12 protein-coding genes and 1 rRNA gene are annotated in these 13,215 nt (G+C 60.1%); 8 read left to right on the forward strand and 5 right to left on the reverse strand.

What is annotated here, in order from left to right:
• Nucleotides 1-286 precede the first annotated feature (286 nt).
• Nucleotides 287-1,823 (reverse strand): 16S ribosomal RNA (locus J3A71_RS26675).
• A gap of 680 nt (nt 1,824-2,503) precedes the next feature.
• The gene (gene tyrS, locus J3A71_RS26680) at nt 2,504-3,703 is read right to left on the reverse strand and encodes a tyrosine--tRNA ligase (RefSeq protein WP_095116696.1); all 1,200 of its coding nucleotides are present in this window, start codon (nt 3,701-3,703) and stop codon (nt 2,504-2,506) included.
• A 212-nt stretch (nt 3,704-3,915) separates the two neighbouring features.
• On the opposite strand from tyrS, the gene J3A71_RS26685 reads away from it, so the two are divergent.
• Both J3A71_RS26685 and J3A71_RS26690 read left to right on the forward strand, forming a co-directional pair.
• A complete protein-coding gene (locus tag J3A71_RS26685) occupies nt 3,916-5,337 on the forward strand; it encodes a peptidoglycan DD-metalloendopeptidase family protein (RefSeq protein WP_016484642.1) in 1,422 nt (473 codons plus the stop codon).
• A 4-nt stretch (nt 5,338-5,341) separates the two neighbouring features.
• Nucleotides 5,342-6,433, forward strand: a complete 1,092-nt coding sequence (locus tag J3A71_RS26690; RefSeq protein WP_060517955.1) for an anhydro-N-acetylmuramic acid kinase — start codon at nt 5,342-5,344, stop codon at nt 6,431-6,433.
• Between the two features lie 59 nt (nt 6,434-6,492).
• On the opposite strand, the gene erpA is transcribed toward J3A71_RS26690, so the two are convergent.
• Together erpA and argC are read right to left on the reverse strand one after the other, a co-directional pair.
• On the reverse strand, nt 6,493-6,843 hold the full coding sequence (gene erpA / locus J3A71_RS26695) for an iron-sulfur cluster insertion protein ErpA (RefSeq protein WP_003255511.1): 351 nt from the start codon (nt 6,841-6,843) through the stop codon (nt 6,493-6,495).
• Nucleotides 6,844-6,989: 146 nt separating this feature from the next.
• Nucleotides 6,990-8,024, reverse strand: coding sequence for an N-acetyl-gamma-glutamyl-phosphate reductase (gene argC, locus J3A71_RS26700; RefSeq protein ID WP_096425504.1), 1,035 nt, complete (start codon nt 8,022-8,024; stop codon nt 6,990-6,992).
• Nucleotides 8,025-8,166: 142 nt separating this feature from the next.
• Here argC and hemJ point away from each other — a divergent pair, with 142 nt between their 5' ends.
• From hemJ to J3A71_RS26730, 6 genes are all read left to right on the forward strand, one after another.
• Nucleotides 8,167-8,592, forward strand: a complete 426-nt coding sequence (gene hemJ / locus J3A71_RS26705) for a protoporphyrinogen oxidase HemJ (protein ID WP_016484639.1) — start codon at nt 8,167-8,169, stop codon at nt 8,590-8,592.
• A 28-nt stretch (nt 8,593-8,620) separates the two neighbouring features.
• Complete coding sequence (locus J3A71_RS26710; RefSeq protein ID WP_096425503.1) at nt 8,621-9,577, forward strand: nitronate monooxygenase family protein; 957 nt, start codon at nt 8,621-8,623, stop codon at nt 9,575-9,577.
• A 67-nt stretch (nt 9,578-9,644) separates the two neighbouring features.
• Nucleotides 9,645-10,427, forward strand: coding sequence for an SDR family oxidoreductase (locus tag J3A71_RS26715; RefSeq protein WP_016484637.1), 783 nt, complete (start codon nt 9,645-9,647; stop codon nt 10,425-10,427).
• Between the two features lie 63 nt (nt 10,428-10,490).
• The gene (locus J3A71_RS26720) at nt 10,491-10,829 is read left to right on the forward strand and encodes a histidine triad nucleotide-binding protein (RefSeq protein WP_016484636.1); all 339 of its coding nucleotides are present in this window, start codon (nt 10,491-10,493) and stop codon (nt 10,827-10,829) included.
• A gap of 65 nt (nt 10,830-10,894) precedes the next feature.
• On the forward strand, nt 10,895-11,542 hold the full coding sequence (gene coq7, locus J3A71_RS26725) for a 2-polyprenyl-3-methyl-6-methoxy-1,4-benzoquinone monooxygenase (protein WP_016484635.1): 648 nt from the start codon (nt 10,895-10,897) through the stop codon (nt 11,540-11,542).
• 10 nt (nt 11,543-11,552) lie between these two features.
• The gene (locus J3A71_RS26730) at nt 11,553-12,593 is read left to right on the forward strand and encodes a DUF2157 domain-containing protein (RefSeq protein ID WP_096425502.1); all 1,041 of its coding nucleotides are present in this window, start codon (nt 11,553-11,555) and stop codon (nt 12,591-12,593) included.
• Between the two features lie 39 nt (nt 12,594-12,632).
• Here J3A71_RS26730 and J3A71_RS26735 read toward each other — a convergent pair whose 3' ends face one another.
• On the reverse strand, nt 12,633-13,055 hold the full coding sequence (locus J3A71_RS26735) for an OsmC family protein (RefSeq protein ID WP_004376171.1): 423 nt from the start codon (nt 13,053-13,055) through the stop codon (nt 12,633-12,635).
• Nucleotides 13,056-13,215: the final 160 nt, after the last annotated feature.

The following is a 13,215-nucleotide window of genomic DNA, read 5'->3' on the forward strand; positions in this document are numbered from 1 at the left end:
AAGACGACATTCGCCGAAAATTCGCACGTCGCTCTTTCGAGCAGAACTCACAAATTTTACCTTAGCCTGATCCACCAGCAGTGAAACTGGTGTTCAGTCTATTTCTATCACATATCCGAATTTTTAAAGAACGATCTGACAAAAGTCAGAAATCAACATTCGATACAAATGTTCATTTCCAAGTTCTGACCAGGAAAAACGCTAGACCGATACAGGTCTTAATCGCCTTTTTACAATGAATCAAGCAATTCGTGTGGGAGCTCATCAGCAGGCTGATGTCGTCGATTAAGGAGGTGATCCAGCCGCAGGTTCCCCTACGGCTACCTTGTTACGACTTCACCCCAGTCATGAATCACACCGTGGTAACCGTCCTCCCGAAGGTTAGACTAGCTACTTCTGGTGCAACCCACTCCCATGGTGTGACGGGCGGTGTGTACAAGGCCCGGGAACGTATTCACCGCGACATTCTGATTCGCGATTACTAGCGATTCCGACTTCACGCAGTCGAGTTGCAGACTGCGATCCGGACTACGATCGGTTTTGTGAGATTAGCTCCACCTCGCGGCTTGGCAACCCTCTGTACCGACCATTGTAGCACGTGTGTAGCCCAGGCCGTAAGGGCCATGATGACTTGACGTCATCCCCACCTTCCTCCGGTTTGTCACCGGCAGTCTCCTTAGAGTGCCCACCATAACGTGCTGGTAACTAAGGACAAGGGTTGCGCTCGTTACGGGACTTAACCCAACATCTCACGACACGAGCTGACGACAGCCATGCAGCACCTGTGTCAGAGTTCCCGAAGGCACCAATCCATCTCTGGAAAGTTCTCTGCATGTCAAGGCCTGGTAAGGTTCTTCGCGTTGCTTCGAATTAAACCACATGCTCCACCGCTTGTGCGGGCCCCCGTCAATTCATTTGAGTTTTAACCTTGCGGCCGTACTCCCCAGGCGGTCAACTTAATGCGTTAGCTGCGCCACTAAAATCTCAAGGATTCCAACGGCTAGTTGACATCGTTTACGGCGTGGACTACCAGGGTATCTAATCCTGTTTGCTCCCCACGCTTTCGCACCTCAGTGTCAGTATCAGTCCAGGTGGTCGCCTTCGCCACTGGTGTTCCTTCCTATATCTACGCATTTCACCGCTACACAGGAAATTCCACCACCCTCTACCGTACTCTAGCTTGCCAGTTTTGGATGCAGTTCCCAGGTTGAGCCCGGGGCTTTCACATCCAACTTAACAAACCACCTACGCGCGCTTTACGCCCAGTAATTCCGATTAACGCTTGCACCCTCTGTATTACCGCGGCTGCTGGCACAGAGTTAGCCGGTGCTTATTCTGTCGGTAACGTCAAAACACTAACGTATTAGGTTAATGCCCTTCCTCCCAACTTAAAGTGCTTTACAATCCGAAGACCTTCTTCACACACGCGGCATGGCTGGATCAGGCTTTCGCCCATTGTCCAATATTCCCCACTGCTGCCTCCCGTAGGAGTCTGGACCGTGTCTCAGTTCCAGTGTGACTGATCATCCTCTCAGACCAGTTACGGATCGTCGCCTTGGTGAGCCATTACCTCACCAACTAGCTAATCCGACCTAGGCTCATCTGATAGCGCAAGGCCCGAAGGTCCCCTGCTTTCTCCCGTAGGACGTATGCGGTATTAGCGTTCCTTTCGAAACGTTGTCCCCCACTACCAGGCAGATTCCTAGGCATTACTCACCCGTCCGCCGCTGAATCGAAGAGCAAGCTCTTCTCATCCGCTCGACTTGCATGTGTTAGGCCTGCCGCCAGCGTTCAATCTGAGCCATGATCAAACTCTTCAGTTCAATACTGCTTGGGTTTTTAAGAAACCCTAAACTTGGCTCAGCAATCTCAAATGACTATGTGATTTCTCGCATGGTCACTTGTGATGCTGATAATCTTTTTGACTATCAGTCCATACTCACAAGCACCCACACGAATTGCTTGATTCGATTTGTTAAAGAGCGTTTGGTTAAGAGTTTTTCGTCTCAATCGAGGCGCGCATTCTACGCTTTCCTCAGAGCCTGTCAAGCGTTTATTTTGAAGTTTTTTGCGAGAAACTCGTTTAGCTTCAAACACTTGGCTCGCTGCGATCTCTCGCAGCGGGAGGCGAATCATACAGCGTTTAGAAGCGCTGTCAACCACCATTTCAACCGCTTGCGATCATTCGATCGTAGCCCTTTCAACGCCACCTTAACTACCTAACTCATTGAATCTCAAGGAGTTTGTCGTTCCGATGTCGCTGGAAGTGGGGCGCATTATAAGGGGATTCAGAAGGGCGTCAACCCTTAATTTCAAGAAATCGAAATATGAGGGGAAAGACCCTATGAAGGCCACCAGATGTCCGCCACAACACATTCAGCGCCTATGAGATCAAGCGCCCCCGATCTTGCAGCCGCTGAAGACCCCAAGGCGAACACCCAAAAAAACAAAGCGGGGAGGCCTTTCGGCCTCCCCGCTTCTATATAGCTACACCTGCAATCGCTCACTCAGCCTTGAGGGTAACCCGTGCAAACGACTTCTTGCCCGCTTGGCACACATGGGTCGCGCCCAGCGCAAACACGAAGTCACGATCCACGGCCGCACCGTCGACTTTAACAGCGCCGCCACTCAGCAGGTCCCGCGCCTGAGCCGAGTTCTTTACCAGGCCAGCCCGGTTCAGCACGGCAGCAATCGGCAAGTTTTCCGCTGCAACCACTTCGACTTCCGGCAGGTCTTCCGGCAACTCACCTTCTTTCATGCGGTTACCAGCACCACGGTGAGCGTTGGCCGCTGCCTCCTCACCATGGAAACGCGCAACGATCTCTTCGGCCAGCTTGATCTTGATGTCGCGCGGGTTGGCACCCTTGGTGACATCGGCACGGAACTGCTCGATCTCTTCCATCGAACGGAAGCTCAGCAGCTCGAAGTAACGCCACATCAAAGTATCCGGGATAGATACCAGCTTGCTGTACATCACCCCCGGCGCTTCCTGAATACCTACATAGTTGCCCAGCGACTTGGACATTTTCTTCACACCGTCGAGGCCTTCGAGCAACGGCATGGTCACGATGTTCTGCGCTTCCTGACCATAGGCGCGTTGCAGCTCGCGCCCCATCAGCAGGTTGAACTTCTGATCGGTACCACCCAGCTCGACGTCCGCCTTCAGCGCCACCGAGTCATAGCCCTGCACCAGGGGGTAGAGGAACTCGTGAATAGCGATCGGCTGGTTGGTGGTGTAACGCTTGTCGAAGTCATCGCGCTCAAGCATGCGCGCCACGGTGTACTGCGACGCCAGGCGAATGAAGTCGGCCGGGGTCAGCTTGTCCATCCAGGTGGAGTTGAACGCGACCTCGGTCTTGGCCGGGTCGAGAATCTTGAACACCTGCTGCTTATAGGTCTCGGCGTTGTCCAGCACTTGCTCACGGGTCAGCGGTGGGCGCGTGGCGCTCTTGCCGCTGGGGTCACCGATCATGCCGGTGAAGTCACCGATCAGGAAGATGACTTGATGGCCCAGCTCCTGGAACTGACGCAGCTTGTTGATCAGCACCGTGTGACCCAGGTGCAGGTCAGGCGCAGTCGGGTCAAAGCCGGCCTTGATGCGCAGAGGCTGGCCGCGCTTGAGCTTCTCTACCAGTTCCGACTCGACCAGTACTTCTTCCGCGCCGCGCTTTATAAGCGCCAGCTGCTCTTCAACCGACTTCATAGACAAACCCGCAAGGCTCAGATTCAGGGGGAGCCAACCATACAAGATCGGCCGTCAAATACAAGTTTCGCAAAGGAATGTGACCCGGGCACGGGCTTGCGGCGTCTACGCGCCCTTGCGTGAAAATGGATTTGGTTATATTTTATACAGTTATTTCATCTTCATCATGTCATTCATCTTTTCCATTTCACTTTTTCAAAGTCACCTTACCCATGACCAACGAACCGCCTAAAGCGCCCCCGCTTTATCCGAAAAGCCATCTGTTGGCCGCCAGCGGCATTGCCGCCCTGCTCAGTCTGGCTCTGCTGGTATTCCCCTCCAGCGAAGTGGAAGCCAAGAAAACCACCCTCAACCTCGAGCTGGAGAGCCCGGCCGAGCAGCTGAAAGACGAATCCCGTGCTGCCCCCCTGGTGCAGGCAGAAAGTGAGCAAGGCTCGCCCTTCGCCCAGATCGAAGAGGCAGCCCCCAAGACCCAAACGGCCGAGCAGCCAGCCCCTGCCACCGAACCCGTCGCCGAAGCAGCCAAGCAGCCTGGCCACCGCGAAGTCACCGTGGCACGTGGCGACACCCTGTCCACCCTGTTCGCCAAGGTCGGCCTGCCGGCCAATGCGGTACACGACCTGCTGGCCAGTAACAAGCAGGCCAAGCAGTTCAGCCAGCTCAAACACGGCCAGGTACTGCAGTTCGAGCTCGACAAGGATGGCCAGCTCGCCAGCCTGCACAGCAAGGTCAGCAATCTCGAGACCATTCGGCTGACGAAGTCCGCCAAGGGCTACACCTTCAACCGTGAAATCAGCAAACCCGTAGTTCGTACTGCCTATGCCCACGGCGTGATCAAGAGCTCGCTATCGGCTTCGGCCCAGCGCGCCGGTCTCTCCCACAGCATGACCATGGACATGGCCCGGGTGCTGGGTTACGACATCGACTTCGCTCAGGATATTCGCCCAGGCGACGAGTTCGATGTGGTCTACGAGCAGAAGGTCATGGACGGCAAGGTGGTCGGCACCGGCAACATCCTGTCCGCCCGCTTCACCAACCGCGGCAAGACCTACACCGCCGTGCGCTACACCAACAAGCAGGGCAACACCACTTACTACACTGCCGACGGCAACAGCCTGCGCAAGGCCTTCATCCGTACGCCGGTGGACTTTGCCCGTATCAGTTCGCGCTTTTCCGCCGGCCGCAAGCACCCCATCCTGAACAAGATCCGCGCGCACAAAGGCGTCGACTACGCCGCCCCGCGCGGTACGCCAATCAAGGCTGCCGGTGACGGCCGCATCGAACTGGCTGGGCGCCGTGGCGGTTACGGCAACACCGTGATCATCCAGCACGGCAACCGCTACAAGACGCTGTACGGGCACATGCAGGGCTTTGCCAAAGGCATCAAGACTGGCAGTTCGGTAAAGCAGGGCCAGATCATCGGTTACATCGGCACCACCGGCCTGTCTACCGGGCCCCACCTGCACTATGAGTTCCAGGTCAACGGTGTGCACGTCGATCCGCTGAGCCAGAAAGTGCCAATGGCTGATCCAATCGCCAAGAACGAGCGCCAGCGCTTCCTGCAGCAGAGCCAGCCCCTGATTGCCCGTATGGATCAGGAAAAGGCCACCCTGCTCGCAGCGAACAAGCGCTAAGCCCATGGCGCTCTACCTGGGGGTAATGTCCGGCACCAGCCTTGATGGCCTTGACATTGCCTTGATCGAACAAGGCGAGCAGCTTGAACTGCTCGCCACCCATTACCTGCCCATGCCCGGCGACCTGCGCCAGGAACTGCTTGCCCTGTGCAGCAGCGGCCCTGACGAAATAGCCCGCGCGGCGCTGGCCGAAAACCGCTGGGCCAGCCTGGCAGGCGAAGGTATACGCCAACTGCTTGCCCGCCAAGGACTGGGGGCCGAGGCCATCCGCGCCATCGGCAGCCACGGCCAGACTATCCGCCACGAGCCCGCACGCGGTTTTACCGTGCAAATCGGCAACCCGGCGCTGCTCGCCGAGCTAACGGGTATCAGCGTGGTTGCCGATTTCCGCCGGCGCGATGTGGCTGCCGGAGGCCAAGGTGCGCCGCTGGTTCCGGCCTTCCACGAAACCCTGTTCGGCCACCTGGGCCAGCGTCTGGCAATCCTGAATGTGGGCGGCTTCAGCAACCTCAGCCTGATCGAGCAGGACAAGCCGGTCCACGGCTTCGACTGCGGTCCGGGTAACGTGCTGCTGGATGCCTGGATAGAGCGCAAGCGCGGCCAGGCCTACGATGCCGATGGTGCCTGGGCGGCCTCGGGCGTGGTACAGGGGGGCTTGCTGAGTGCGATGCTGGCCGACCCGTTCTTTGCGGGTAACGGCCCGAAGAGCACAGGCCGCGAAGTGTTCAACCTGCCTTGGCTGGATGGCCACCTGGCAGGCCTGCCCGCTTACCCGGACGAGGATGTACAGGCGACATTGCTTGAGCTTACCGCTCGCAGCATCATCGACTCGCTGAGCAATGCCCAGCAAGGCACCGAAGCGTTGCTGGTGTGCGGTGGCGGCGCACGTAACGGTGCCCTCATGGCCCGCCTCGGCCAACTGCTGCCCAAGGCCCGTGTCACCAGTACCGGCGCCCATGGCGTAGACCCTGACTGGGTCGAGGCCATGGCCTTTGCCTGGCTGGCCCACTGCTGCCTCGAAGGCATCAGCGCCAACCGGCCAAGCGTGACGGCGGCCAAGGGTTTGCGGGTACTGGGCGCAATCTACCCGGCCTAACTGCTACACCAGAAAGCAAAACGCCGCGCAATTGCGCGGCGTTTTCGTAGAGCCAGATCTCAGATCGAGAACGAGGACCCGCAACCGCACGTAGTGGCAGCGTTCGGGTTCTTGATCACAAAGCGCGACCCCTCCAGGCCTTCCTGATAGTCCACCTCAGCGCCAGCCAGATACTGGAAGCTCATCGGGTCGACCACCAGCGACACGCCTTCGCGCTCGACGATGGTGTCATCTTCGGCCACATCTTCATCGAAAGTGAAACCGTACTGGAAGCCCGAGCAGCCGCCACCGGTCACGAACACCCGCAGTTTCAGACGTTCATTGCCTTCCTCATTGACCAGGTTCTTCACTTTCTGGGCCGCCCCATGGGTGAATTCCAGACCGGTAGGGGTGAAGGTTTCGACGCTCATGTTGACTCTCCCGGCGCAGTTGCCGCCTTAAAACTCGATGACGCGCATTATCCGCTTTCCCGAGAAAATTGGTCAAGAATTGTGCGGCTTTAGTCGCGACTGACAAAATGGCCCGCGCAAGGCGGGCCATTTCGATCGCAGTTCGCTTACGGTAGCAAGCCTGCGTGGGACAGGCCCATCCGCTCATCCAGGCCGAACAGGATGTTCAGGTTCTGTACCGCCTGGCCGGAGGCTCCCTTGACCAGGTTGTCGATCACCGACAGCACCACCACCAAGTCACCACCCTGCGGACGATGAACGGCAATGCGGCAGACGTTGGCGCCGCGCACACTGCGGGTTTCCGGGTGGCTGCCAGCTGGCATCACATCGACGAACGGTTCTTCGGCGTAGCGCTTCTCGAACAGCGCCTGCAGGTCAACCGAGGTGTCGACAACATTCGCGTACAGGGTGGCGTGGATGCCACGGATCATTGGCGTCAGGTGCGGCACGAAGGTCAGGCCGATGTCCTTGCCAGCAGCCAGGCGCAGGCCCTGGCTGATTTCCGGCAGGTGACGATGGCCCTTGACCGCATAGGCCTTCATGCTTTCGCCGGCCTCGCAGAACAGCGAACCCACTGCCGCACCACGACCGGCACCGCTGACACCCGACTTGCAGTCGGCAATCAGGCGCGACGGGTCGGCCAGGCCCGCCTCCAGCAGCGGCAGGAAGCCTAGCTGGGTGGCGGTAGGGTAGCAACCCGGTACGGCGATCAGGCGCGCCTGGCGTATCTTCTCGCGGTTGACTTCAGGCAGGCCATACACGGCGTCCTTGAGCAGCTCTGGCGCACCGTGCGGCTGACCATACCACTTGCCCCACTCGGTGGCATCCTGCAGGCGGAAGTCGGCCGAGAGGTCGATCACCTTGGTGCCGGCCGCCAGCAGTTCACCGGCCAAGGCATGGGCAACACCGTGCGGGGTAGCGAAGAACACCACATCACAGGCAGCCAGCGCCTTGCTGTCCGGCACGCTGAACGCCAGCCCGTCATAGTGGCCGCGCAGGTTCGGGTACATGTCCGCCACCGCCACGCCCGCCTCGGAGCGCGAAGTGATGACCGCCACTTCGGCCTGTGGATGCTGTGCCAGCAGACGCAACAGTTCGACGCCGGTGTAACCCGTGCCGCCGACGATACCGACCTTGATCATAACGCTTGCCCCTTATCAACGAGCCGTCTGGAAAGCGCACGATGATAGGGGCGTGAAGCGCCTGTAACAACTCTTCGGGTGACCCTTCGGGCGCTTGACCACTACTATCTGACGACCGTGAATACCTGAAGGAACTCCCTCCATGCTTTACCTATGGATCAAAGCGCTGCATATCGTCAGCGTGGTCTGCTGGTTCGCCGGCCTGTTCTACCTGCCGCGGCTGTTCGTCTACCACGCCCAGAGCCAGGACAGCATCAGCCAGGAACGTTTCGTGACCATGGAACGCAAGCTGTACCGCGGCATCATGAACCCGGCGATGATCGCCACCTACGTGTTCGGCGCATGGATGCTCTATCTCACGCCCGGCTGGCTGAGCCAGGGCTGGCTGCATGCCAAGTTGACCCTGGTCATCCTGCTGACCGGCTACCATCACATGTGCGGTGCCCAACGCAAACGCTTCGCCAGCGGCAACAACACCCGCAGCCACGTCTACTATCGCTGGTTCAACGAAGTGCCCGTGCTGTTCCTGCTGGGCATCGTAATTCTGGTGGTGGTCAAACCGTTCTGACATAGCCACCCGCTCAAGGAGCCTTGCCATGTCGCTACCTGCCTCGCTCGAACAACGCCTGCGCTTGCCTGTTGTCGCAGCGCCGATGTTCTTGATCTCCAACCCCAAACTGGTACTGGCGTGCTGCGCCAGCGGCGTAGTGGGTAGTTTCCCGGCCCTGAACCAGCGCGACAGCGCCGGCTTCAAGGCCTGGCTGGAGGAAATCGAGGCAAGCCTGGCGCTATTGGAGGCGCCAGCCCCCTATGCGGTCAACCTGATCGTCCATCCGACCAACCCACGCCTGCAGGCCGACCTGGCTTTGTGCGTGGAGCATCGCGTGCCGATCGTCATCACCAGCCTGGGGGCGGTCAAGGAAGTGGTCGATGCCGTGCATGGCTACGGCGGCCTGGTGTTCCACGATGTCACCACGCGCCGCCATGCCGAGAAGGCCGCGCAAGCGGGTGCCGATGGCTTGATCGCCGTGGCTGCCGGCGCGGGCGGCCATGCAGGCACCTGGAGCCCTTTCGCCCTGGCCGCAGAGATTCGCCAGTTCTTCGACAAGACCCTGCTGCTGGCCGGCTGCCTCAACCATGGCCACGAAATCCTCGCCGCACAATTGCTGGGCGCCGACCTGGCCTACATGGGTACGCGCTTCATCGCCACCGCAGAAAGCCAGGCCCAGGATGCCTACAAGCAGATGCTACTCAATGCCCACGCCGCCGACATCATTCACACCCCGGCAGTGTCCGGCATACCTGCCAGCTTCCTGCGTTCAAGCCTGGAGCAGGCTGGCTACGACATGAACGCCCTCAAGGGCGGCCACGAGCAAGGCAAGCTCAAACCTATCGACGACGAAGCGAAGGCCTGGAAGACCGTATGGTCGGCGGGCCAGGGTGTCGGCGAAATCCATGATCTGCCCAGCGCCAGTGCATTGATCGAACGGCTCCACAGTGAGTACCGGGAAGCCCTGGATCGCTGCCAGATTCTGCGCGCCCGCACCTTGTAGCAAAACGCAACACCTTACCCGGCCAAGCTGTACACTAGGCGCCCTCTTTCGCCCCCAGGAGCCTTGCATGACCCGTTACGCCATGATCACTGGTGCTTCCAGCGGCTTGGGCCTGGCCCTGGCGGAAGCGCTGGCACGGCGCGGGCGCAACCTGATCCTGGTGGCACGTCAGCGGGAAACGCTGGAACCCGTGGCCCTTGAGTTGACCCAACGCTTTGGTGTCGAGGTGCTGTTCCGCGCCTGCGACCTCAGCCAGCCGCTGCGTCTTTCTGGCTTCGTACTGGAACTGGAAGAAGGCGAACGGCGTATCGACCTGCTGGTCAACTGTGCCGGCTTGCGTACCTACGGGCCGTTCCTGGCCCATGAGTGGGCCGACGAGCAGGATCTGCTGGAGGTCAACGTTCTGGCCCTGAGCCGCCTGTGCCACGCCATCGGCAACCTGATGGCCGTGCAGGGTGGCGGCCAGATCCTCAACGTCGCTGGCCTTGCCGGGGTGGCACCCGGCCCGTGGATGGCGGCCTATGCCGCCAGCAAGGCGTACGTGCTGAGTTTTTCCCAGGCCCTGCGCGAAGAACTCAAGCGTACCGGTATCAAGGTCTCGGTATTGTGCCCAGGCCCTGTACGCTCCTCGCGCCGGCGCATTGCGCGGCTCGATGGCAAACCCCGCTGCCTCAGCCCCGAAGAAGTAGCGCTGTATACCGTGCGTGCACTGGACAAGAACCGTGCGCTGATCATGCCAGGCCGACGCAACCGCTGGCTGGCATTGGCCCCGCGCCTGCTGCCGCGCTGGCTGGTGTGCAAACTGGCCGGCGCCATCCACCGCCGCTATTGCCCGGCCGGCATGGAATAGCCACTGGGCGAGCGGCGCTCGGCTGAGTACACTCGGCCCGACCCTCACCATGGAGCAAGTGCTGTGGACGATCTATTCCTCAAAATCATCAACCGGGAAATCCCGGCGGATATCATCTACGAAGACGACCAGGTCCTGGCCTTCAAGGACATTGCACCCGCGGCACCGGTACATTTTCTGGTCATCCCGAAAAAACACATCCGCACGCTCAATGACCTGACCGAAGAAGACAAGGCCCTGGCGGGCCACATCCTGTTCACCGCCCAGCGCCTGGCTGTCGAGCAGGGCTGCGAGGAAGGTTTCCGCGTGGTCATGAACTGCAACCCGAAGGGCGGCCAGACTGTCTACCACATCCATATGCACGTGCTGGGCCAGCGCCAGATGAACTGGCCACCGGGCTGATCCACGGCAAGCGACCCCGCCGCTATTGCGGTAAACTGTCGGGCACATTCTTGCGGAGGTGCCCGATGGCTACCGAACGTCACTACTCGCCGCTCGACCGCTTGTTGCTGCAGGCCGATACCGCCATGCGCACCTTGCTGCCCTTCAGCGGCCAACCCGCCCGGCCATCGCCGGCCATTGTCCAGCCGGACGTCGACCTGGACGAGCAGCAGACCCGCCACATCGCCGGGCTGATGCGTATCAACCACACCGGTGAAGTGTGCGCCCAGGCGCTGTACCAGGGCCAGGCCCTGACCGCCAAGCTGCCCGAAGTACGCAAGGCCATGGAGCATGCCGCCGAGGAAGAGGTGGACCACCTGGCCTGGTGCGAACAGCGCATTCGCCAGTTGAACAGCCACCCAAGCGTGCTCAACCCCTTGTTCTACGGCATGTCGTTCGGCATCGGCGCACTTGCCGGCCTGGTCAGCGACAAGGTCAGCCTGGGCTTCGTCGCCGCCACCGAGCACCAGGTGTGCAAGCACCTCGACGAGCACCTGGAGCAGATCCCGCACGAAGACGAAAAGTCCCGGGCCATTCTCGAACAGATGCGCATCGACGAGGAGCAGCACGCCGAGTCCGCCCTGGAAGCCGGTGGTTATCGCTTCCCGGCCCCTGTCCGCTTTGGCATGAGCTTGCTGGCCAAGGTCATGACCAAGAGCACCTACCGCATCTGAAGGCATCGCCATGACGGACCGTTTCGACGCCAAGGACCTGGCGCGTGCCGTGCAGGCCGGGATTCTCCAGCCGGGCCAGGACCAAAGCCTGTTGGCATTCCTGCGCCAGCAACCGGCGGCACGTGGCAGCTTTCAGCTGGCCCATGTTGCGTTCTACTTCGGCGCCATGCTGATCATGGCAGCCATGGGCTGGTTGCTCACCGAAGCCTGGATGAGCATTGGTGACGGCGCGCTATTGATCATCGCCAGCCTCTATATCCTGCTGATCACCTTGTTCGCCCTCAACCTGCAGCGCCGCGCCCAGCCCGTTGCTGCCGGGGTACTGGCGGCGGTAGCGGTCAGTATCGTGCCACTGGCGGTGTTTGCCATTGAGCGCCTGGCAGGCTGGTGGCCACTGGACGACGCGCAAGCCGAGTATCACCAGTACTACACCTACGTGCAGGGCGGCTGGCTGGCGATGGAAGCGGCCACGGTGCTTGCCGGTTTGCTGATGCTGAGGCTGATCCCCTACCCGTTCGTCGTCATGCCTCTAGCCGTGGCCCTGTGGTTCATGTCGATGGACCTGAGCGAGTGGTTCTTCGGCTCGCCGTTCAGTTGGGAGCAGCGCCGCGAAGTTTCGCTGTGGTTCGGGTTGGGTTTGCTGGTGGTGTGCCTGTTGATAGACGGCCGCACGCAAGAGGACTACGCCCGCTGGGGCTACCTGGCCGGGCTGGCGGCATTCTGGGGCGGCTTGACGCTGCTGGACAGCGGCAGTGAGTTGGGCAAGGCCATGTACTGCCTGACCAACATAGCGCTGATGGGCATGGCCGTGCTGCTGCGCCGGCCGGTGTTCATGGTGTTTGGTGCACTGGGGGTGGCGGCTTACCTGGGGTACCTGTCGTACGAGGTATTTGCCGAATCGCTGCTGTTCCCGGTGGTGGTGACCTTGATCGGGCTGGCGGTTATCTGGCTGGGGCTGGTTTACCAGAAGCGGCGGGAGCGGTTGAGCCAAGTGATGCGGGGATGGTTGCCACGGTGGGTGCAAGCTGCACTGCCCGCACTTCGGAGCTGATAGTGCCGGGGCCGCTTTGCGGCCCCCAACAACGTTGCGTTAACCGAGCTCTACGATTTCATACCCGTGGGTAATCTCAACCCCCGCGCGTTCGAGCATGATCGAAGCCGAGCAGTACTTCTCTGCCGACAGCTCCACTGCCCGCTTGACCTGCGCTTCTTTCAGCCCACGCCCTTTCACCACAAAGTTCATGTGAATCTTGGTAAACACCTTCGGATCTTCGCTGGCACGCTCGGCTTCCAGGAACGCCTCGCAGCTTTCTACCGCTTGGCGCGATTTCTTCAGAATGCTCACCACGTCAAAGCTGCTGCAGCCACCCAGGCCCAACAGCAACATTTCCATCGGGCGCACACCCAGGTTGCGGCCGCCGGCCTCAGGCGGGCCGTCCATCACGACGACATGGCCACTCCCCGATTCGCCGAGGAACATGGCCTCACCGGCCCACTGGATACGTGCCTTCATCTACCCGGACTCCTGATATTCGGAAAAGGGTGTCAGCTTAGACCTTGTAAGGCCGTGCGAAAAGCACGAGACGTATCGGTTTAATACCGAAACATCCGGAGACGTCTGATAAGCTGGCGCCAAATGAATGGCGCTCGCCGCCAGACAACCTTATAAAAAG

The organism is Pseudomonas sp. PvP089 (assembly GCF_017875165.1).
GTDB lineage: Bacteria > Pseudomonadota > Gammaproteobacteria > Pseudomonadales > Pseudomonadaceae > Aquipseudomonas > Aquipseudomonas fortuita.